Source organism: uncultured Fibrobacter sp., assembly GCF_947166265.1.
Lineage (GTDB): Bacteria > Fibrobacterota > Fibrobacteria > Fibrobacterales > Fibrobacteraceae > Fibrobacter.
Genome location: NZ_CAMVDO010000007.1, coordinates 81,206 through 101,083 on the forward strand (window position 1 = coordinate 81,206; position 19,878 = coordinate 101,083).

A 19,878-nucleotide genomic window follows, 5' to 3' on the forward strand; every position below is an offset into this window, starting at 1 on the left:
GAAGCTTATTTAAGGAAGGCGAAGAAAACGGCGGCGACGATAAGAACGAAGGCGACAATGTGATTCCATTGCAACGCTTCGTTGTTGAAAACGGTCGTTGCAATAACCGTGAATACCGTCAGGGAAACCGCTTCCTGGATAATCTTGAGTTGCATCAGTGTAAAAGGTCCGCCGTTGATTCGGCTTCCGATGATGTTCGCTGGAACGGCGATGCAGTATTCTAGGAATGCGACACCCCAAGAGGCAACAATCACCAGAAACAGAGGCCAGTCGGTGCTGATGTGCATTTCCTTGAGCTTGAGGTTGCCGTACCAGGCAAATGTCATGAACACATTGGAACAGCAAAGAAGGAGAATTGTGAAGATGCCGGATTTCATAGTTGCTTAATGGTTGGTGCGGAGACGGTAAGGTTTCCCGGTGCTGAGTTGGTAGGCGAGGCGTGCGCGCACCTGTTCCAGGTACAGGATGTATTTTTCGCTTTGGTAGTCGCGGTAGGTCCAGTCGAAGGCATGAAAGTGCCCGTCCTGAAAGTACAGCGTGGGTTCCACGAAAATGCCTCGCTGCATGTAGACGCGCTGGCGCTGGTCCTTGGTGGTAGCCAAGAAAAATTGTCCGAGCGTCATGTAGCCTGGGTCCAGGTTCACGGGGCGAAGACCGGGCGTGCCGTTCTGTTTTGCAATTTCCAGTTCGACATCGTTGCTCCAAAGCTTGATGTCTACAATCGTTTCTCGATCGACTAGAGGCTCGTAGCTGAAAAAGGCCCGCACGGGGGCATTCCCGATTTCTTCTTTATAGTAGTTGGTGAAGGTAAACGGGAATGGCGGGAGCGCAAGCTCCTCTTCGCCAAAGCGGTTGCGGAGCGTTTCGCGCACAGCTTCTACCGCCAGGGAATCTTTCGCGAGAATTCCTACGATTATCTTGACTTTGGCTGGTGTCCTGAGTTCGCCCATGGGTGAAAAAATAGAAAAAAAGACGAGAGAACCGACCTTCGGTCCTACAGACGAAAGACGAAAGAATTATTTTTGGAAAAAAGATCTGAACTATGATTATTAAGTATCTTTCATTCTCCATTCTTCTCATCTCGTCTCTCGTCTTTAGTCTCTCGTCTAAATCCTATGCCGAGGCTCCGCGTGTCGTTCCAGAAATCCTGGATTCGGTGCCGCATGAAAAGTCCCATTTTACGCAGGGTTTGTTCTTTGACGGTAACGAACTTATCGAAACGACAGGACTGTACAGACAATCGGGGATGTACCGTCGTACCCTCGAGGGCAAAATTCTTGATTCCATCCGAATTGAGGATCGTTATTTTGGTGAAGGTTCTATTGCCGTTGGTGATGACATCTTTTACTTGACGTGGAAATCCAAGAAGGCTTTCATTTATAGCCGCAAGCCCTTTGCATATAAAGGCGAGTTTCGCATTCCGACAGAAGGCTGGGGATTGACTTATTGGAAAAACGCTCTCCTTATGAGTAACGGTTCGAGCGATCTATTGCAGATAGGGCTCGGCGGTTTCGATATTGTGGGAGTGATTCGAGTAACGGATGGTGGTCGCCCCCTTAAGCTGCTGAATGAACTTGAAATAGTGGGTGATACCTTGTATGCAAATATTTGGCAGACAGGGGCGATTGCTGTAATCGAACTTCCGAGCGGTCGTGTCGTGCGCTACCTAGATTTAAGCCGCAAGGTGGCTGAACTTAAGCGCAAGTATCCAGAAATGGATGTGCTCAACGGAATTGCCTACGACGGCAAGAATCTCTGGATCACGGGCAAGAACTGGTCGTGGATCTATAAAATCAAGTAGCGGATTCCATCTACATCGCTGAAATCGAGAAAATCCTTGTGAAGGAATAGTCCTTCTTAAGAACATCAAATATCTATGTCGGAATCGAAAACATATTGGAATTTTCCGTTTTTGACTTTGCCGGATCCGCTTTCCCAACTTTCTCTTATAAAGTCTGTTTCGAACTTTAGGCCGTCTGCCGCCATTTTTTCGAGTACCTTGACGGGCGGCATGTCGCTGGTTTGGAAACTCGCTTGACCGCTTAGAATTTCCCGTAGGTCAAGGCCATCATCCTCAATACCCATTGCTTCGGTTACGGTTCCCCAGTTCTCCGTCCGCCAATTGGAGCGCATACAAGTGTTTTCGTACCAATCAGGACAGTCTCCGCTGAACATTTCTTCAGTCCACTCTTTAGACTCGGGGACAACGAGCGACAGCGAAAACTTGCCGCTGCCTTCGCCGTAGAGGTTGATGAATTTATGGATGTTCTCTTCGTTCATCCAGATGGTGGTGGTGACTGTGGTATTCATGGTAGGTTACATCTTTTTCACAGGTGATTTTGCGTAAACACGGATTTGTAAAAGAACTGTTTTTCCCGTCTTGACGATTGCCGTCAAACGGTGTTGTCCGTTCCAGAGCCGACCGGTATCAAAAACTTCGATGGGCGGGTTTGGCGACCATTCGCCCGATTGAATCTTTTCGCAAAACCTGACAACATGCTCTTCCGAAATTCGACGATTGTGCGGATTGTCCGAAAGCCACCGCAACGCCATTTCGGGTGTCACGGTGACGGTATCGGATGAAAGCCTTTTAAGTGTGCTCTTTACTTTATTTTCAATTTCTTGCGCCATTTTTCTTCGGCGGTCTTGGTCAAGCAATCATTTTTCATGTCGCTGCAAGGGACCGGGTAATATACATAGCCGTTCTCGTCTTTTTCACTGTGGTCAAAATCGGATAGGCTTTTAATTTTGTTCCCTTTTTTATCGAGGAGGAAAACATCGTCTGAATCGCCTGAGTAACGAAGATAGTCGGAATACTCGATGTCACCACCCCAATCTTCCATTTCGTAAACGCTTCTAAAATAAGAGGGAATTTTATAAGCATTATCTGCACAACAATCTAATTCGGAACCCGTTTCCAGTATTTTCTTTACAGGAACTATTAGGAAGTCATTGTCATAAACAAGAACACGCGATGTGTCGATTTCGCAGTTGTTCCCATATTCGTCAACATGGTTGACAAAAGCGCAATCTCGCGGATCCCATTCTTCATCGGTTAACTCTCTATACCGTTCTGCGGTTTCGTTAAAGTCTATGCAATGCCAGAATTTTCCGTCTTTTGCTTTGCCCCTGCCGATTCCCAAATCGGCTACGTCTTCGGCTTCCCAATATATATCGAATTCAAGACCGTCTGCGGCCATCTTTTCAAATATTTTGATAGGCAGATTCCAGGCTGTTTGAAAATTTAGGTCTCCGCACAAAATGTCGTGCAAGGCAAGTCCGTCTCCGTAATCCATGGCATCGGTTTTAGTACCCCAATTTTCTATACGCCACTCGTACCAGCCCTCGTTACTGCTGTTCTTTTTCGCCGTCGATTTTTTCTCCACAGAAGCAGTTTTCTTGGCAGAAGACTTGGCGGCCTTTTCTTTTTCGTAATCAGGTTCGGGGATAACGAGTGACAGCGAAAAATCGCCATTGCCTTCGCCATACAGCTTGATGAACTTTTCAATATTCTTCTTGTCCATCGTGATAGTAGTTGTTACTGACATCATAAAATAATCCTCCAAACAAAACTATATTAACATGTTCTTGGTGTAATCGGGTACATATTCCCCACCAAAAAAATCTTCTTTCGGCTTATACCATTTAGGGATTTTGCCCATTTTTTCTAGAGCAGAATCCATGAAGGCATCCTCCATGTCCGTCCCATCGGACACCTTCCACTTGTTTAGGTCTCCAGTGAACTGAGATCCAGAAAACATGCCCCACATATTGGTCACCTTGGATACATTCCATTTGCTGATATCACCATTAAATTGAGAATTTTCGAACATACGGGACATGTCAGCAACTCTCGATACATCCCATTGACTGATATCACCGGCGAATTGTGAAAGATCCTCATCAGAAAACAAATCACTCATATCTGTAATTTTAGATACATCGATGAAATTCAAGTCACAATTTGTACCATTCTGTTTTATGGCTGCTAAAATTTTTTCCTTAAATCATCTTTATTTTTTGCAACAACCATTTTTTGTTCAGTGGTCTTTTTAACTACAGTCCCCTTTGGGGATTCTTCAGCTTTTTGAGATTTAGAGTACTTCTTATAGGCATTTTTCTTAAGGTGATATTTCCCTTCGTCGTCTTCAATCAAGTCATCTTCAGGGAATGCACAATAGTTTTTGAACTTGGAATGATCAAAGTCCTTCAATACTTTTAGGGGCTTGTCGTTTTTGTCGAAAAGAGGAATTTGATTGCCATTCCCGTCATCAAGAAAAAGATAGTCGTTGCCGTAAGCCGATTCATTGAACTTGAACCCTTTTTTCAGAACGAGAGCCTTGAGGTAAGGAGGGTTCTTGTAAATGGTAGATTGCCAATAGCCAACACCCTCATCATCTTCGTCTATCATATCTGCTACAGGCAAAATCTTAAAGTCAACATTGTCGCCAAGAACCTGGACAGTCGGATAGTTATACATTTCTATTAGGCATTCCTGTCCATATTCATCCGTAAAGGGATAGGTCTCGCAGCCAAAGCCATCTTCGTCTTCTTCGAGTTCTTCAATGCATTCTTCCACGATTTTATAACCATCAAATTTGGGCTTTTTAGCAGATACAGGCTTCGCAGTCTTTGTAGCTTTTTTAGGTTTTGCAGCATCTTCACTCTCGGAATTTTCTCCATACCACTTTGGTGGATTATCAGCCAAGGGAGAACCGTCAAACATGCCAAAATCCAAAGTCAACTTAGACGTATCCCACTTGCAAATATCGCCTTTAAAACGAGAATTAGAAAACATACAGAACATATTTGTAACGTTGGACACATTCCACTTGCTGATATTTCCATTAAATTGCGAATCACTAAACATGCTCTGCATATTTACAACATTCGAAACATTCCACTTACTGACATCTCGTGTGAATCGCGAATTCTGGAACATCATAACCATGTTCTTTACTTTAGATACATTCCATTGACTTATATCGCCATTAAATTGAGAATCAGCGAACATGTTTTGCATATTTGTAACATTTGACACATCCCAATGGCTTATATCGCCATTAAATTGGGAATCAGTGAACATGTAGGACATATTTGTCACATTCGACACATCCCATTTGCTTATATCACCATTAAACGGAGAACCATAGAACAAGCCGTCCATATTCGTAACTTGAGTAACATCAATGAAATTCAAATCACAATCTTCACCATTCGTTTTAATGGTGTCTTTTATCAACTTTTTTAAATCATCTATATCTTTCACGACAACCATATTGGCGTTAGCCTTTGCTAGCTTAGCGGTAGTTGGCTTTTTAGCAGACTTTGTTGCAAATTTCTTGGCTACAGCCTTTGACGGCTTGGTAGCTACAGGCTTCTTTGATGCAGGCTTTTTGGCTACAGTTTTCTTAGTTGCAGTTTTCTTTGTCTTTGCCATAATAAGGCTTCCTTGAGGTTATTTCTTTTTTAAGATAGCGGACATTTTTCTTAGCCGCTATCTATCGTTGTATCTTAACTACTTTAAAGCAATGGGTTTGAATCATCATCCGAATCTTCGCCAGAAGATTCTCCTCCATCACTTGAACCACCCTTCACTCTGCCGATGATATCGATAATGTGGAGTATAGCCAGGAGACCGCATATGGAACATATTGCTATGTTGACGGAATCCATCGTGAAACTGATTGCATAATAAATGCCCAAAGCAGCGGCGATGATCAACCCGACAAACGGAAGTGTCAATATCCATGCTATGACAAATGGAACGAAAAGAAGAAGCTTGTCCAAATTAGATGGAGCATGGATGTGTTCGGAAAGCCAACTATGAATCGCCCTAATCATTTTTTACCTCGTTATGATAATGAAATAGTTTATAGCCTAGCTCAAATGGTTGCATACAGTTGTATGGGCTGTTGTACAACAACAAGTTTCTTTTTTGTAATCAGTTTCGGGAACAAGGAGCTACTGCGAAAAATCACCATTGTCTTCGCCATAAAACTTGATGAATTTTTGGATGTTTCCTTCATCCATTGTGATTGTTGTGGTTTCTGTCATCATGGTGAGTTTTTCCTTTCGTTAAAGTTTAGGAAATCTTCCCGCCTAAGCGCCTAAGCTCCATCTGCCTAAGTTTATCAAGTTCCCACCGCCTACAAGATTTCCTACATTCGCAATGCGAAAGAGAAACACAAAGCAATGGCACTACTGTCAGAATTACACTGAGTATAGAAAAAGGAACTACGAAAGTTTCTGTAAAAAAAATGTTTGCCAAAAATGCCAAGCAGGCGGGACCAAGTATGCCGCCAGCCGCAATCGCTGCAGCAAAATCAGATAGAAACTCATAATAATTGTCAAGCGTCGCACATATAATTACACCAATGCCTGATATTAGACCTAATGTCAGGCCGGTGGAATTGTCGGGCAAGAGATAACAATATGCTACTATTGACAAAAGTGTAAATAGGATTCCTATAAAAATATTAATAAGACGTCCTTTATTTTGTTCTTTATCTTTTTGTTCCAGACTTTCTCTTTTTTCTTGTTCTTTTTTTATTAGAGTTTGTTCACTGATGCAGCGGATGGAATTCGCTTTTTTGCCTAAGGTGCTTTTGGGAATAACGCGTGAATCTTCCATTAAACGAAAAACTTCATTATCTCCTGCTTTTGTAGAACTCCAAAACATGGTTAGTTTACCTATGCCATAATAGTCTCCACTAGAATCTCTAGAGCCTGCAGGCAATGCTGAAAAACCAAAAGTATCCCATCCACCCCACCACTCTTCAGCACCTAAGACCATTCTCACAGTATACTCCTTACCACGTAAGGAGGAACTCATGTAGTACTTTTGAGCTTCGACAAAAGATGCAAGTTCTTCCCACTCTTCACTAGTTGGCAGAAACCAACCTGGTGGACAGGCTTCCTTTGCAGCCTTCCATGTGTATAGCCTACCATATTTTTTTTCATTCGATTCATCGTTGTCATATGCGTAGCTTCCGCCGTTTTTAGTGCGGAATCTCAAGTTCTCGGCCATCCAAATCTGGTCGCCAATCTTGCATGTCTTATAAACCTCGCCATCTCGCGGGTCGGTAAAAGTACCTATAACAGCCATATAAAACTCTAAAAAAAGGGTGATTTTTCAATCGGTTACAGCAACGGATTTGATTCGTCGTCTAAACCATCATCCTAGGCATCATCGCCGCCGCTTGAACCGCCCTTTACCATGCCGATGATATCGATAATGTGGAGTATAGCCAGGAGACCGCATATGGAACATATTGCTATGTTGACGGAATCCATCGTGAAACTGATTGCATAATAAATGCCCAAAGCAGCGGCGATGATCAACCCGACAAACGGAAGTGTCAATATCCATGCTATGACAAATGGAACGAAAAGAAGAAGTTTGTCCAAATTGGTAGGAACGTGGATGTGTTCGGAAAGCCAACCATGAATTGCTCTAATCATTTTTACCTCGTTAATTATAAACTGGTCCGGTTTATGTGTTGCTGCTGTATGGGCCGTTATACAACTGCAAGTTTTTTGTTTTTTACAATTTCGTTTTCGCCTTTGCTTCCTCGACCACAACACGGTTCATGTGCGATGCGGCACAGAAATGCTTTGCCACCTTGGTGTAGTCTCCGCCACTTTCGTTAAAATTGCGGACAAGGCATGGCGAACAATACTGACGATCTTCACAATCGTAGCACTGCGGGATTGCAGACTTTGTCAATTTGCGTAACTTATTCAGTTGCGGAGACTTTTCCCAGATGTCCTTAATCGGTTGTTCACGGACATTGCCGCAAGGCATTCCCTGCCAACCGCTACACGGATAAACAATTCCGTTTGCCGCGATACACATCTTATCAAGGCCAACACCACAAAAAGCTTGTTTTCCCCATTCTTCACGGGACGGCTGCGGAACAGGAGTTTCCTTAACACGCTTAATGTAATCCTGGTCAAACTTGACTATATCCTTCAACAATTCTTCCGTTTCAGCTATGGTCAGGCGTTCAGTAAGATTGTCCGAGGAAAAATCAAAACGAGCCATCATCACAAAGTCTGTTTGAGCCTTGCAATTACGCTCATGAGCATATTCCAAAACCTTCTTATAAGATTTGAAATTAGTATGCATCACTGGGCAACTGATTTGCACAGGAATATTCGCAGCAATCAAAGCTTCGATAGAAGCCTTTGTCTTTTCACAACTCCCCTTAAGCTGCGTAATGTGGTCATGTTCTTCGGGATAAACACTGTACAAGGATGTTTGCACAAGTCCAGGATTAATCTCTTTTAACACATCTATCATATGCGGAGTCAGCAATGTAATATTGGACAATATGGTTACCGAAAAATCCAATTCACGGGCCCTACGCAAAATTCTTTCAGCATCCGGATGACAGAAAAATTCTCCACCTGAAAGTGTCAAATCCAGGGTACCCGCTTCATGGAGCTGTTCCATCACGTTTGCCAACAACTCGTATGGCATACGGTCATTCTTGAGTTCGTGGGGAATGTAGCAATGGATGCACCGTTCATTACAATGGTTGTTTACCTCAATCTGACAATCATGAATGGCAGGTTTCTTTAAGTATTCGTCAAACAGATATTCTTGAGAATCCCTATATTTTTTGTTATCATCGGGGTTCTGCATAGCGTTATAGGTAAACGACGTCTTAGGATTTTCAGCGTAACTGAAGTAGGTATCCTTAGAAGCACATTCTTCTGCAGTCTTACCAGAAACTAGGTAACTATCTGCCACCAAGGAATCCATAATTTCCTTGAAATCATCTTGAATATCCTGCGGAGTTGCCCCATCAAATTGGGAACAAGCTTTGGATACAAGAGAATCAAGGCTTTGCGGCTCACGGGTAAGCGTATTCAAGAAAATACGACCGGAATCAGTGTAAGTGCGGTCATGTTTCGTGAGTTGGCTATAGATATAGCCAAATTCTCCGATAGAACGGACAAATGAATCGCGTGAAAGACGGTAGTAAGGCATGATCAGACCTTGATGTATTTTTTGTACGCTTGAAGTTTGCTGTTGAACAATTTGTCTATTTTTTTCAAAATAACATCTGTATCTATATCAGTACCTTGTTCCTTTGTCCTGTATTCGTCTACAAGTTGTTTAAAATCATCCCCTAAAACGTAAATTTTGTCCAAAAGAGCATCCCTACGTTCTTCATAATTGTCTAGTTTTCCATTGCTTATTCTTCCTACTTCCATGCACTCTATAAAACATGCTTGTAAAAATTGTATTTTAACAGTTGTTCGTGCAATCCAAATTGTTATAACAATGGCGATGATTGATAATACGAGAGAACATATTCCGATAACAAAGGAAGCGATTTCCATTATTTTATTCTCCTAGTAATAGGTTTTCATGTATTCTTTAATTTCTTTCAACTTACTTGTTGCTTGCGATTGCTTTTGATCATTATTAAAATCAGCATACCAAGCCTTGTGCAGAATAAAGTAGTCTTCAATCAAATCATACAAAGTTTTATCTTTACCTTTAATCTGTTGCAACATCTCATTGGGAGAAACCCATGATTCGTCTGTTGTTAATTCAATTCTCTGATATATCGCTATCACAAAATTCTGAAAATAACTTTCAGGAGCAATCAGTGCCTTCATCACATCAACATCTTGAAAATTAATAGACATTCGTTCAAATCCTTTATTACAAATTCAAAAAAACGGTAACTGCGGCTATTACACCGCAATCACCATTGTTATTTCTATTAGCGACTCAATTCGCAGGTCGAACAGCCCTTTCCGTTGCGATCTTTGGTCGGGCAACCAGCAGCGAAGCTACCAGTCGGATTGTTCTTTGCCACGAGCTGCGGCTTTGTGTACTTCTTCATAATATACCTCATGAGGTTTATGTTTTTTGCTCCGTTTTGTTGAATGCACCAACTGGAGCCTTGCTGGCACATTTTTCATAATCCTACTTATACCAAGATGGTGGAGTATCTCCCCAACCGAAGTAATTGATGTATTTGATATTTGGATATTTTGACCGCAATATTTTTTCAGCTGCAGTCCGGTTTAGGCCGCCCATTTCAATGCAGTCAAGCGCATATCCTGGAACGTGGTCAATGCAGAAATGAAACCAGTGTTTCATGTTTAACTCCTTGTTGTATTGTTGAAAAACTTTTGTGCGTTCGACCACGACACGCTACACCATGCACCATCAGTGATTTTCTCGCTCATCGTAATGCGGTTCCGCAAGTATCTTGGTAATGAGCTCTTGATATTCCGCCCCGGAATCGGAGTATCCGTTCCAAACAGAATCCTATCCGCAAATCCGTTTTGGATAAGAATCTGCAAATGTTCGTGTGGCATAAAGGCTGTATCAACAAAAGCATTTGGGCAATGTCGCAAGACATCAATCGTCTGGTTTAGTGGACGACCATGAGCCAAAATGACCTTGACCTTGGGATGCTTCTTGATAACCGGTTCATACATTCCGGCAAAGCACTCGTCTTTCTCACCTGTATGAAGCATAAGCGCCAGGTTGCGTTCGTTTGCGACATCAAAAACTCGTGCAAGCGATTTACCATCTAGTTTCCACTTTTCAGAAACTCCGTGAACTTTCAACCCCTTGATTTTATCATCAAGATACAGCGACAAGTCGCGCGACTTTCTCAACATGGAATGAGTCACCCACAAGAACGGAACAGCCCTTCCTTCGGACAACTCATGCATGGCATCGCGTTCCTCCCGCATAAAAGCCGGATCATCCGTCACCACGTTCGATGTGCTAGAATACGCAAAATGGGTAATCCCAGCCAACCTCAATGTTCGCAGGATTCGTGGGGGCGTATAGTAGTCGTCGAAATACTGCCCCATGTGCACATGCACATCGAACAGGCCGATGGTGGCGTTTTCGCTAGCAACCTTATTTTGTAAACTAGAATTTACACGGGGGGGGGGGTAACAGGTTTAACGGCTCCCTGAGGTCGGCAGCCGCATTGAATAATGTTTCCATGTTACCAAATACTTTCATGTAAACAAATGTAATTCATTTTCGGAGAAAGTGGAATGAAAAAAAAGAATTTTGCAAAAAATAGTACAGAAGCCCCGATATGTATACTGTTGGTTTTAAAAATTGTGATTCCTTTTGGTTGCGTGTACTCGGTTCGAAAATGAGACAAAAACTGTCGCAACAATGGAAAATTTGTGAAAGTAATTTTACATCTTGTTAAAAACAAGGCGGCCTTTCGACCGCCTGCAGGTTTCTTGAGAAATTTTCCCTTTAAGGTGTGCTATTTCTGTGCTAGGGCTTCTGAGATGATTTCTTCGGAAATTCCCTTTGCACGGAGGAAGTCGGCCATCTGCTGACGACCTTCCACAACGCCTTCCGCATGACCCTCCGCACGACCTTTTGCACGAGCATGTTTTTTTTCTACATAGAGTTCGTATTCACGGTCGCTCATCTTCATAGCCTCACTTACAAGAAAGTCTGCCGTAAATTTACTCAATTTTGCGCGTTCTTGCAACAGGGCGAACTGCGAATCCTGCGGGACCTTTATTCCGACGAAGCCAACGAAATTTCCGAAGCTGTCCTTGGTTTCTAATCCAAACTTTTTATCATTAAATTGTCGCATTGACTGCCAAGGCGAGCGGGCGACCGCGCTTGCGCGGGCATTTGCGAGCCGCAGTAGTCAAGTGATTCTGTTATTTATCATAACAGAATCACAAATTTCTGCGAGCATGCGTTCGTGCGTGCAGACTTCAGGTGATACGCCCTCAATCGTTCCTGTGCTGTAAAAAGAAGTGCAGGCGCATTCGTGTGCGCAACAGCGGTAGCGTATGTCGCAGCCTTCGCATTCTTTTTTGTCGTTGTCCAGGAACTGTCTAATTTGTTTGCAGGCGTCTTCGTTGAATCCGGTAAAGACGTTACCTTGTAAGTAAGGCGGGTTCTCGTTCGAGGTAATGAACCTGGTGCACGGGAACATATTGCCATTGGTAGCGACGCCAATGGCTCCGTTGTATACATGGCAGGAATATTGCCTATACCGTAAATTCGCAAGGTATAACTTTATTTTGTCTTGAATCGTGCCGAGGAACATCTTGTCACCTTTTTCGCGACACTCCTTCCAGTACAAGGCCATCTTCTGGTATTGTAGGGCGAGCCTGTCAAAATCTTCGCCGGTCCACTTGCCGTCAAAGTCGACGCTTGTGGTAAGGCTCCTGAATCCCTGCTCATGCAGCCACTTGACGCTGTCGGCAAGCGTTTCTATGTGGGCTCGCGTCACGGTGCTTAGGGCGACTGCGCCTTGCTTTACGAATCGCGGAATGTTCTTTTCGATTTCCTTGAAACTTCCGCAGCCATTTACGGTACGGCGAGCAATGTCGTGGTGGTACTCCGGGCCATCGAGTGAAAGGTAAATGCGAAAATGCTCGCGTTCGCAAAATTCAAAAAAAGAATCGTCAAAGAGCGTGCCGTTGGTGTTGACGGCAAAGTTGAGCTTGAAGTTGCTTGGCGCTTCGCCCTTGTCTATGGCCTCAGCAACGAAAGCTTTGGCGATGTTTACGCCCTTAAAAATGGAGTCTTTGCGCAGCAAGGGTTCGCCACCGAAAAAGGTAATGTTCAAATAAGTCTGCTTGAAAAACAGGCTGCGCTCTAGCCCCACGCGAATCGCCTGCTCGAGCGTTTTGTCATCCATCACGTTATGGCGTGCGGATTGCGTGTCCTTGTAATAACAATAGGAACAGCGCAAGTTGCACTGTTCCGTAAGGCATAGAACTAAGTTCATCCGGCGATGTCGCTGCGTTCGTAAGTGGAAACCATGCTTGCGGCCATGCAACCGTCTTCGTTGTTACACATGTGAACCTGGATGCACCACGGGTCGTTGTCCGGGCATACTTCATGTATATCGACGGACGAACTGGAGGGCTGTTCTGCTTCGCTTGAAGAGCTTTCTTCTACAATGGGATCGCCTGCGAGCGGTACCGGTTCTTCAGCGGAGCTGCTTTGTGCTTCCGCTTCGGAAGAAGAACTGGAGTTCGGACCGTAAATGTCTTCGTCGGTGGGTGCGGCGATGGTACCCGCTTCAGGGGGTGGATACGGTTCTTCAAACGATGAACTGCTCAAAGGTTCTGCTGCAGACGACAGCGCTTCAACGGCCGAACTGCTAAGAGCCTCGTGGCTCAGGGGAATATCGACAACGCTTGAACTGCTCGGAGTTTCGTTTTCGGGAGCCCCAGTTTCAGGATTCTGAGCGGGGGACGCGGCGGTGGCGCTTTCTTCGCAAGCTGTCAATGCGACTGCAGCAATACCGAACGAGGCTGCAATGGCGCTTTTGGCGGCAATGCTTAGCTTCGCGCTGTTTTTGACGATTTTCTTCTCGATTTTCATGGCAGAACTCCTCCTTTCTGGTTAAAATATATATAAACTGGCTCCCGATTTCTACAAGAAAATCCAATCTGCGAAAACCTGTGACCAGATACAAGAAAATCCGCCCTTTCGGAGCGGATTTCCTGAAATCTTGGCGTGAGAGCCGAACGGTGATAAAATCGAGCGGTCTTTTTTTTCCGCTACGTCTGTTCTTCACCACGCAACATGATAACCTTACCCGTGCGAATATATTCGACGATTTCGAACTTCTGCAACAGGCTCTTGAGCGTGTCAACCTTCTGGCTGTTTCCGGTGATCTGGATAATCATCGAAGTTGCGGTCATGTCCACGGTATTGGCGTGGAAGTGGTCGCAAAGCTGCAGAATTTCGGTACGCTGGTCCGGAGTGCAACGCACCTTGATAAGTGCGAGTTCCTTTTCGACGGCGTCGGTATCGGTATGGTCCTTGGCCTGCACCACGTCCACGAGCTTTTCGAGCTGCTTGATAATCTGCATCAAGATCTCGGGATTGCCGTGAGCGATGATGTTCATGCGGCTAAAGTTCGGGTCGAGCGTGGGGGAGACCACCAGGGAATCGATGTTGTAACCACGGCGGGAGAACACGAGGGCGATGCGCACGAGCACGCCCGGGCGGTTTGCAACCAACAAACTAATAGAATGTGCTTTATCCTTTAACATGGCTTTTCTCCTTAGGTCGATCCCGTGGGCTTTTCAAGTTGAGTCTTCGGCTGTTCGGTAATCATGCTCGTAATCGGAGCACCGGCCGGAATCATCGGGAACACGTTGTCTTCCTTTTCGCATTCGCAGTGGATGAGCACCGGGCCTTCGTTGTATTCAAGAGCCTTCTGAATCACACGTTCGGCGTCGGCGCTGCGCTTGATGCGCAGCCCCAGGATGCCGTAGGCTTCAGCGAGCTTCACGAAGTCGGGGTTGCCCTTCATGTCCACGCAGCTGTAACGCTTGTCGTAGAACATGTCCTGCCACTGGCGCACCATGCCCAGGTACTTGTTGTCCATCACGAAAATCTTGATGGGGAGCTTGTGAATAGCGGCCGTTGCAAGTTCAGCTTCGGTCATCTGGAAACCGCCGTCACCGCAGAAGGTAATCACGGGCCAACCGGTGGTATTGCCGAATGCGGCACCAATGCATGATGGAAGGCCAAAGCCCATGGTTCCTGCACCGCCACTGGAGTGGAGCTGGCGCGGATAGTTGGTGTGGAAGAACTGTGCCACCCACATCTGGTGCTGGCCCACGTCGGTCGTGACAATAGCCTTGCCCTGCGTGAGGTCGCTCACCGTCTGGATCACATGCTGCATACGGAGACCGCCCTGCTTCGGGTAGGTCAGCGGGAAGCGCTTCTTCCAGGAGAGGCAGGTCTTCACCCATTCGGCGGAGTCAAGCTTACCCACGAGCGGAATGAGCTGTTCCAGAACGAGCTTGGCGTCACCGCACATGAACACATCCGGCTGCAACACCTTGCCTTCTTCGGCGGGGTCGATGTCGATGTGCATCTTGATGGCGTCCTTACAGAACACTTCAAGCTTACCGGTAATGCGGTCGTCCCAGCGGCTACCGATAGAAAGGATCAGGTCGCAGTCAAGCACGGCCTTGTTGGCGTACACGGTGCCGTGCATGCCGAGCATGCCGAGTGAAAGTTCATGATCGGTCGGGAAGGTGCCGAGGCCGAGCAGGGTGCATGCCACCGGGGCGTTCAGCTTTTCGGCGAGTTCCTTCACCTGACGGGCTGCACCAGAAATCATGGCGCCGTGGCCCACGAGCAGGAGCGGCTTTTTGGACTTCTTCAGGTATTCAGCGGCTTTCTCCACGCTTTCTGCAGTGGCGTGGGTCGGAATCTTGTAACCCGGAAGGTCCATCTTGTCGGTGAACGGAGCGGTGCAGGGGCCTGCAGTCACATCCTTCGGCAAGTCAATGAGCACGGGGCCCGGACGGCCGCTGCGTGCGATGTGGAAAGCTTCCTTCATGATACGCGGAAGATCGTTGGAATCCTTCACCAAGTAAGAATGCTTCACGGCAGCAAAAGTCATACCGCTGGTGTCGCATTCCTGGAAGGCGTCCTTACCCAAGTTCGGGGTAGTCGTCTGGGCGGCAAGAACCACGATCGGGCTAGAATCCATAAGGGCGGTGTAGATACCGGTAAAGGTGTTGGTTGCGCCCGGACCAGAAGTCACGAGGGCGACGCCGACCTTGCCGGTCTGGCGAGCGTAGCCGTCAGCCATGTGGGTGGCACCCTGTTCGTGGCGGGTCAACACTACTTTAATATTAGAATCCAGAATGGCGTCGAACATCGGGATGGCCGATCCACCGGGATAACCGAAAATGGTATCAATTCCTTCGCGCTTGAGGCATTCGATAATCACCTCTGCGCCACTTAATGGAGAATTTGCCATATATTTTCCTGTTTAATTTTGGTTGATATTTTAAAAATATGCGGGAAATATAGAACGAACACCCCTTAGTGGCAAGAGATTCGAACTTAAAAAATGAAAAATTCTTGAAATTTTGAATAAATAATTGGATTTTATGTTGGCTTTTGCTTAAAAAGACTCTGTTTTTGTTGAAATTTCTTTTTTGAAACTCGTTTCTACATTGAAATCTTGTGCTTTTTTAGAGAAATTGTCTAAAAAATAGATTTTGGACAAACTAAAACTTGCGTTGCGCGATCCATCATAGCTTTTCTACCTGGATCCCGTCGCTGCGCTCCAGGATGACTGCTAATGCCCTGTCCCCTGATACCTGTAACCAGCCCCCTCACCACTAACCATTTCTTAGTGTCTACTACTTACTACCTCGTTTTTCTCATTTTTTTCAAAACTTACGTATATAAAGAATAGACACTTTAAAAAAGGACTCTGTATATATGTATAACCAATTTGTTCCTGTCCTTCAGGCTACCAGTCAAAATGATATCGCCTCTTCTCCTGAAACGAGGGCTTTGCTTCCCCGTGAAAAAATAGAGCGGCTAGGGGCATCTGCCATGACTAACGAAGAACTCTTGGCTCTTATTCTCGGAAGTGGGTGCCAGGACTGCGATGTCTTTGAACTTTCTAGGCATTTGGCAGATTTCTTGTCGAAGGAAACGCAGGTTCCGACTCTCCAGCAGCTTCGCGGTATTCGGGGGCTGGGCCGTGTCAAGGCGACCCAGGTGCTTGCCTGTCTTGAACTTTCGGGGCGTTATATTTTGAGCAATAAGTCCCTGACGGTACTTTCTCCCGAAGAAGTCGTATCCCGGCTTTCGTTTATGAAGTATGCCGAACAGGAGCATTTTGTATTGGTGACGCTCAATGCCGCCAATAACGTTTTGCATGTCCACGAACTGACGAAGGGACTGGTGAACAAGACGCCTATTCATCCGCGCGAGGCTTTTGTAAAGGCAATCGAAGACCGTGCCGTTTCCGTTATTTTCGCGCATAACCATCCGTCAGGCTCGACTACGCCGAGCGACGACGATATTAGTGTGACAAGGGTTCTTTGCGCCTCGGCTCGTATTTTGCAGATTCATGTTCTCGACCATATTATTATAGGTAAATGCGGCCATACGAGTCTTTGTCGCGTGTATCCAGAATATTTTGAAGGGACTTTTTGTACCGCAAATGAGTAAAAAACGGTAAAAAATCGCCATTTTAGGCATTCGTTGTTGATTACTCATTACTTTTTGGACACATTTTAATCTTACAAAAGTTGTTTTTTCTATTAAAAAGTTATATTTAGGGTAGTTGAATCGGGTTGCTTTGTTTGGTAGGCTTCCCAATATAAGGAGATTCTATGAGAAAAGTAGCGATGGGTTTAGCCCTTGCTTTGGCGACATCCGCCTTTGCTGGGCATCCCCAGACTATCAACAAGGAAGGCTTCGTGGGTGTGAACAAGACGCAGTCTGCTCAATCCCTTGGCCACTCCAAGCTAGTGTTTACTCTTTTGGGCGATGGAACCTTCGGTAACGACATGTTCCCGAACAAAGAAGGTGTCGAAGGCGAACCGGGTGGCTACGCCTTGACAGAACTTGATTACCAGAATGAAGGCATCAAGAATGCCAGTGTTGCAGACTTCGTTGCTGGAAGCGCTTATATCGGCTTTGCCATCGGCATTTGGCATTATTTTGACTTGGGCGTTACGTTGCCGGTTTATTATGACCAGCTTAATGCCGACGACCTGAATGGTAGGGGTGAAATTCCCGCCACCAAGATGGGCTATATCGGTAACCTCAAGGCCGACTTGAAGATCCGTTTCCCGCTTCCCGAAGATCAGGTGATGGATGTGGCCGTGTTCGGTGGTGTCGCTGCCGGAACGGCGAATGCGACCAAGCAGGGCCTTTGGATTCGTGAACCGGAATACATCAACAAGAAGACCGGTGCTGCAATGCCTTTCGGTACCAAGAATACGACCCTGAAGGGCGGTCTTGCCTTGACGATGGACCTGAGCAAGATGGATGGCGGTGAAGGTTTCCCGTTCCTTCTGCACTTGAACGGTGGTTACCGCTATACGACTAATTCCGAATACATGTCGCTCCCGTTCATGAGTGCCGCTGCCGAAGTTTACTTCATGGACTTCATGTCGTTGTTCGTTGAATATTACTGGGATATTCAGATGAACGACTTCGAAAAGTGTGGCACGGATGAAAACGGTGCCGAATATTGCTTTGCCAACGGTGATGGCAAGCTCGACATGAAGCAGCTGACCGGCGCTCTCGTCTTCCATCTGCCGGTGGGTGTCGATATCCATTTGGGTGCTTCTTACTACCTGGGTGGAAAGAAGTTCTTGAGCAATGTGCCTGTTCTTCAGAATGCCGACCGTACGAACGACGGTACCGCAAAGCAGGCTGTCTTTGCCGACCGCATCCGCGTGAACCCGCAGTACACGGTTTATGGCGGTCTGACCTGGAGCGGCTTTTTGCTTGCTCAGGACCGTGACGGTGATGGTGTGACCGATGACGAAGATAAATGCCCGGACGATGTCGGACATCGTTTGAACCAGGGATGTCCGCTTGGCAATCCTGATGCCGACGAAGACGGTGTCTGCGATTCCTGGGTTGCTGAAAAGGGTTTCGAATCTGAATTCTCCGAAGTTTGCGAAGGCATCGACCAGTGCCCGAACGAAGCAGGTGAAGGTGATGACGGTTGCCCGCTCGATGACCCCGACCCGGATAAGGACGGCGTCTGCGATCCGTGGGTTTCTCAGAAGAAGATGCTCAAGAAGTTCAAGGATGTTTGCGATGGCATCGATGAATGCCCGTCTCAGGCTGGCTCTCCGAACTTCAATGGTTGCCCGACCAAGCAGCCGGACCCGGATAACGACGGTCTTTGCTCTCCGTGGGTAACTGACGAAGGCGTGATGAATGAATTCGCCGATATCTGTAAGGGTTACGACATGTGTCCGGGTGAAGCCGGTTCTGCAGCCAACAAGGGTTGCGCCTGGGATGATCCGGATGCCGATAATGACGGCCTTTGCGATCCGTGGGTGACCGAAAAGAAGATGGGCTTCTACTTCGAAAAGGCAGCTGAAGACGAAGCGATGGCGAAGGAATGGTTCATCGACAAGTCTTGTAAGGGTATCGACAAGTGCCCGACCGAATTTGGCCCGATGAACAACGAAGGTTGCCCGCTCGGCAATCCGGATACCGACCAGGATGGCTTCTGCGATCCGTGGGTGACCGAGAAGAATATGCTCGAACAGTACGATGGAATCTGCCAGGGCGTTGACAAGTGCCCGACCGAAGCCGGCGAAGCGTTTGCCCAGGGTTGCCCGAAGGAAAGCCCGGACCCGGATGGCGACTCCCTCTGCTCTCCGTGGGTCACGAAGGAAAAGGCCCTTGAACAGTTCAAGGATATGTGCCACGGCTACGACCGTTGCGAACTCGAAGCCGGTCCTGAATGGAACAAGGGCTGCCCGATTGACGATGATCCGGACCCGGATAAGGACGGCGTCTGCTCTGAATGGGTGTCCACGAAGAAGCTCCAGAAGGAATTCGAAAGCGTTTGTACCGGTATCGACCGCTGCCCGGATGAACCGGGTGACGACGGCCATGGCTGCCCGAAGAAGGCTGTCGAAAAGCTCGATGGCGTGACCTTCAAGAGCGGTAAGGCAACGCTTGAATCGAACGCCAAGAAGATCCTCCAGAATGTGGCCAAGAAGCTCGTGAACGACGACAGCTACAAGGATCTGAAGATTGTGATCCAGGGTCACACCGACAACGTGGGTAAGGAAAAGTCCAACCAGAAGCTTTCCGAAAACCGCGCCAAGGAAGTGATGAAGGTGCTCACCAAGGCGGGCGTCAAGAAGGATCGCATCAAGGCTATCGGTATGGGTTCCAGCTGCCCGGTGGATGACAACAGCACCGCCGAAGGCCGCGAAATGAACCGCCGTATCGAAATGCACTTCGTAACGCCGGATAACGACGGTACCCAGTGCGAAAGCAACTTGGTTCAGTAATCTTCGCTAACCTTTGAATAAAGTCCCCGGCGTACTGCTGGGGACTTTTTCTAATTTAAAGACTGACAC

Annotated in this window: 24 protein-coding genes; 3 read left to right on the forward strand and 21 right to left on the reverse strand. The window is 46.5% G+C overall.

The window, feature by feature from the left end:
• Nucleotides 1-5: 5 nt before the first annotated feature.
• On the reverse strand, nt 6-377 hold the full coding sequence (locus Q0W37_RS05510) for a DMT family protein (RefSeq protein WP_297699554.1): 372 nt from the start codon (nt 375-377) through the stop codon (nt 6-8).
• A 6-nt stretch (nt 378-383) separates the two neighbouring features.
• A complete protein-coding gene (locus tag Q0W37_RS05515) occupies nt 384-950 on the reverse strand; it encodes a DUF4416 family protein (RefSeq protein WP_297699555.1) in 567 nt (188 codons plus the stop codon).
• A 92-nt stretch (nt 951-1,042) separates the two neighbouring features.
• Between Q0W37_RS05515 and Q0W37_RS05520 the strand changes: the two genes are divergently transcribed.
• Complete coding sequence (locus tag Q0W37_RS05520) at nt 1,043-1,801, forward strand: glutaminyl-peptide cyclotransferase (protein WP_297699557.1); 759 nt, start codon at nt 1,043-1,045, stop codon at nt 1,799-1,801.
• 65 nt (nt 1,802-1,866) lie between these two features.
• Here Q0W37_RS05520 and Q0W37_RS05525 read toward each other — a convergent pair whose 3' ends face one another.
• The 19 genes from Q0W37_RS05525 to ilvB all read right to left on the reverse strand — a co-directional run bounded on the left by Q0W37_RS05525 (nt 1,867) and on the right by ilvB (nt 15,773).
• Entirely contained in the window at nt 1,867-2,310 is a 444-nt protein-coding gene (locus Q0W37_RS05525; protein WP_297699559.1) for a hypothetical protein, read from the reverse strand.
• Between the two features lie 6 nt (nt 2,311-2,316).
• The gene (locus Q0W37_RS05530) at nt 2,317-2,631 is read right to left on the reverse strand and encodes a hypothetical protein (protein WP_295057036.1); all 315 of its coding nucleotides are present in this window, start codon (nt 2,629-2,631) and stop codon (nt 2,317-2,319) included.
• A complete protein-coding gene (locus tag Q0W37_RS05535; protein ID WP_297699561.1) occupies nt 2,604-3,551 on the reverse strand; it encodes a hypothetical protein in 948 nt (315 codons plus the stop codon). The genes Q0W37_RS05530 and Q0W37_RS05535 overlap by 28 nt, the downstream gene beginning before the upstream one ends.
• A gap of 21 nt (nt 3,552-3,572) precedes the next feature.
• Nucleotides 3,573-3,923 carry a BspA family leucine-rich repeat surface protein gene (locus tag Q0W37_RS05540; protein WP_297699563.1) on the reverse strand — a complete coding sequence of 117 codons (351 nt, stop codon included), beginning with the start codon at nt 3,921-3,923 and terminating at the stop codon, nt 3,573-3,575.
• 65 nt (nt 3,924-3,988) lie between these two features.
• Nucleotides 3,989-5,440: a BspA family leucine-rich repeat surface protein gene (locus tag Q0W37_RS05545; protein WP_297699564.1), complete on the reverse strand. Its 1,452-nt coding sequence runs from the start codon at nt 5,438-5,440 to the stop codon at nt 3,989-3,991.
• 83 nt (nt 5,441-5,523) lie between these two features.
• The gene (locus Q0W37_RS05550; protein WP_297699566.1) at nt 5,524-5,844 is read right to left on the reverse strand and encodes a hypothetical protein; all 321 of its coding nucleotides are present in this window, start codon (nt 5,842-5,844) and stop codon (nt 5,524-5,526) included.
• Between the two features lie 241 nt (nt 5,845-6,085).
• A complete protein-coding gene (locus Q0W37_RS05555; protein ID WP_297699567.1) occupies nt 6,086-7,108 on the reverse strand; it encodes a fibrobacter succinogenes major paralogous domain-containing protein in 1,023 nt (340 codons plus the stop codon).
• Between the two features lie 74 nt (nt 7,109-7,182).
• Entirely contained in the window at nt 7,183-7,464 is a 282-nt protein-coding gene (locus Q0W37_RS05560; protein WP_297699569.1) for a hypothetical protein, read from the reverse strand.
• A gap of 82 nt (nt 7,465-7,546) precedes the next feature.
• Nucleotides 7,547-8,998: a radical SAM protein gene (locus Q0W37_RS05565; protein ID WP_297699571.1), complete on the reverse strand. Its 1,452-nt coding sequence runs from the start codon at nt 8,996-8,998 to the stop codon at nt 7,547-7,549.
• A 2-nt stretch (nt 8,999-9,000) separates the two neighbouring features.
• Nucleotides 9,001-9,354: a hypothetical protein gene (locus tag Q0W37_RS05570; protein ID WP_297699573.1), complete on the reverse strand. Its 354-nt coding sequence runs from the start codon at nt 9,352-9,354 to the stop codon at nt 9,001-9,003.
• Nucleotides 9,355-9,366: 12 nt separating this feature from the next.
• On the reverse strand, nt 9,367-9,666 hold the full coding sequence (locus Q0W37_RS05575) for a hypothetical protein (RefSeq protein WP_295057050.1): 300 nt from the start codon (nt 9,664-9,666) through the stop codon (nt 9,367-9,369).
• Between the two features lie 77 nt (nt 9,667-9,743).
• The gene (locus tag Q0W37_RS05580; protein WP_295057052.1) at nt 9,744-9,866 is read right to left on the reverse strand and encodes a hypothetical protein; all 123 of its coding nucleotides are present in this window, start codon (nt 9,864-9,866) and stop codon (nt 9,744-9,746) included.
• Nucleotides 9,867-9,949: 83 nt separating this feature from the next.
• Nucleotides 9,950-10,126, reverse strand: a complete 177-nt coding sequence (locus Q0W37_RS05585; protein ID WP_295057054.1) for a hypothetical protein — start codon at nt 10,124-10,126, stop codon at nt 9,950-9,952.
• A 2-nt stretch (nt 10,127-10,128) separates the two neighbouring features.
• On the reverse strand, nt 10,129-10,797 hold the full coding sequence (locus Q0W37_RS05590) for an amidohydrolase family protein (RefSeq protein ID WP_297699576.1): 669 nt from the start codon (nt 10,795-10,797) through the stop codon (nt 10,129-10,131).
• 473 nt (nt 10,798-11,270) lie between these two features.
• Nucleotides 11,271-11,612, reverse strand: a complete 342-nt coding sequence (locus Q0W37_RS05595; RefSeq protein WP_297699578.1) for a hypothetical protein — start codon at nt 11,610-11,612, stop codon at nt 11,271-11,273.
• A gap of 57 nt (nt 11,613-11,669) precedes the next feature.
• Nucleotides 11,670-12,764: a radical SAM protein gene (locus tag Q0W37_RS05600; RefSeq protein ID WP_297699580.1), complete on the reverse strand. Its 1,095-nt coding sequence runs from the start codon at nt 12,762-12,764 to the stop codon at nt 11,670-11,672.
• Nucleotides 12,761-13,366, reverse strand: coding sequence for a hypothetical protein (locus Q0W37_RS05605; protein ID WP_297699582.1), 606 nt, complete (start codon nt 13,364-13,366; stop codon nt 12,761-12,763). The genes Q0W37_RS05600 and Q0W37_RS05605 overlap by 4 nt, the downstream gene beginning before the upstream one ends.
• Nucleotides 13,367-13,545: 179 nt before the next feature.
• Entirely contained in the window at nt 13,546-14,043 is a 498-nt protein-coding gene (ilvN, locus tag Q0W37_RS05610; protein ID WP_072799415.1) for an acetolactate synthase small subunit, read from the reverse strand.
• Between the two features lie 11 nt (nt 14,044-14,054).
• Entirely contained in the window at nt 14,055-15,773 is a 1,719-nt protein-coding gene (gene ilvB, locus Q0W37_RS05615) for a biosynthetic-type acetolactate synthase large subunit (protein ID WP_297699584.1), read from the reverse strand.
• A 470-nt stretch (nt 15,774-16,243) separates the two neighbouring features.
• Here ilvB and radC point away from each other — a divergent pair, with 470 nt between their 5' ends.
• Both radC and Q0W37_RS05625 read left to right on the forward strand, forming a co-directional pair.
• A complete protein-coding gene (gene radC, locus Q0W37_RS05620; protein ID WP_297699586.1) occupies nt 16,244-16,984 on the forward strand; it encodes a DNA repair protein RadC in 741 nt (246 codons plus the stop codon).
• A 164-nt stretch (nt 16,985-17,148) separates the two neighbouring features.
• The gene (locus Q0W37_RS05625) at nt 17,149-19,809 is read left to right on the forward strand and encodes an OmpA family protein (RefSeq protein ID WP_297699587.1); all 2,661 of its coding nucleotides are present in this window, start codon (nt 17,149-17,151) and stop codon (nt 19,807-19,809) included.
• Nucleotides 19,810-19,878: the final 69 nt, after the last annotated feature.

Bases quoted from the DNA above. Each gene is read 5' to 3' on its own strand.
- Q0W37_RS05515 (WP_297699555.1), bottom strand. From the start codon at position 950: ATGGGCGAACTCAGGACACCAGCCAAAGTCAAGATAATCGTAGGAATT.
- Q0W37_RS05550 (WP_297699566.1), bottom strand. From the start codon at position 5,844: ATGATTAGGGCGATTCATAGTTGGCTTTCCGAACACATCCATGCTCCA.
- Q0W37_RS05565 (WP_297699571.1), bottom strand. From the start codon at position 8,998: ATGCCTTACTACCGTCTTTCACGCGATTCATTTGTCCGTTCTATCGGA.
- Q0W37_RS05545 (WP_297699564.1), bottom strand. From the start codon at position 5,440: ATGGCAAAGACAAAGAAAACTGCAACTAAGAAAACTGTAGCCAAAAAG.
- Q0W37_RS05520 (WP_297699557.1), top strand. From the start codon at position 1,043: ATGATTATTAAGTATCTTTCATTCTCCATTCTTCTCATCTCGTCTCTC.
- Q0W37_RS05530 (WP_295057036.1), bottom strand. From the start codon at position 2,631: ATGGCGCAAGAAATTGAAAATAAAGTAAAGAGCACACTTAAAAGGCTT.
- Q0W37_RS05595 (WP_297699578.1), bottom strand. From the start codon at position 11,612: ATGCGACAATTTAATGATAAAAAGTTTGGATTAGAAACCAAGGACAGC.
- ilvB (WP_297699584.1), bottom strand. From the start codon at position 15,773: ATGGCAAATTCTCCATTAAGTGGCGCAGAGGTGATTATCGAATGCCTC.
- Q0W37_RS05580 (WP_295057052.1), bottom strand. From the start codon at position 9,866: ATGAAGAAGTACACAAAGCCGCAGCTCGTGGCAAAGAACAATCCGACT.
- Q0W37_RS05525 (WP_297699559.1), bottom strand. From the start codon at position 2,310: ATGAATACCACAGTCACCACCACCATCTGGATGAACGAAGAGAACATC.
- Q0W37_RS05570 (WP_297699573.1), bottom strand. From the start codon at position 9,354: ATGGAAATCGCTTCCTTTGTTATCGGAATATGTTCTCTCGTATTATCA.
- ilvN (WP_072799415.1), bottom strand. From the start codon at position 14,043: ATGTTAAAGGATAAAGCACATTCTATTAGTTTGTTGGTTGCAAACCGC.
- Q0W37_RS05585 (WP_295057054.1), bottom strand. From the start codon at position 10,126: ATGAAACACTGGTTTCATTTCTGCATTGACCACGTTCCAGGATATGCG.
- Q0W37_RS05575 (WP_295057050.1), bottom strand. From the start codon at position 9,666: ATGTCTATTAATTTTCAAGATGTTGATGTGATGAAGGCACTGATTGCT.
- radC (WP_297699586.1), top strand. From the start codon at position 16,244: ATGTATAACCAATTTGTTCCTGTCCTTCAGGCTACCAGTCAAAATGAT.
- Q0W37_RS05625 (WP_297699587.1), top strand. From the start codon at position 17,149: ATGAGAAAAGTAGCGATGGGTTTAGCCCTTGCTTTGGCGACATCCGCC.
- Q0W37_RS05560 (WP_297699569.1), bottom strand. From the start codon at position 7,464: ATGATTAGAGCAATTCATGGTTGGCTTTCCGAACACATCCACGTTCCT.
- Q0W37_RS05540 (WP_297699563.1), bottom strand. From the start codon at position 3,923: ATGAGTGATTTGTTTTCTGATGAGGATCTTTCACAATTCGCCGGTGAT.
- Q0W37_RS05605 (WP_297699582.1), bottom strand. From the start codon at position 13,366: ATGAAAATCGAGAAGAAAATCGTCAAAAACAGCGCGAAGCTAAGCATT.
- Q0W37_RS05510 (WP_297699554.1), bottom strand. From the start codon at position 377: ATGAAATCCGGCATCTTCACAATTCTCCTTCTTTGCTGTTCCAATGTG.
- Q0W37_RS05555 (WP_297699567.1), bottom strand. From the start codon at position 7,108: ATGGCTGTTATAGGTACTTTTACCGACCCGCGAGATGGCGAGGTTTAT.
- Q0W37_RS05600 (WP_297699580.1), bottom strand. From the start codon at position 12,764: ATGAACTTAGTTCTATGCCTTACGGAACAGTGCAACTTGCGCTGTTCC.
- Q0W37_RS05535 (WP_297699561.1), bottom strand. From the start codon at position 3,551: ATGATGTCAGTAACAACTACTATCACGATGGACAAGAAGAATATTGAA.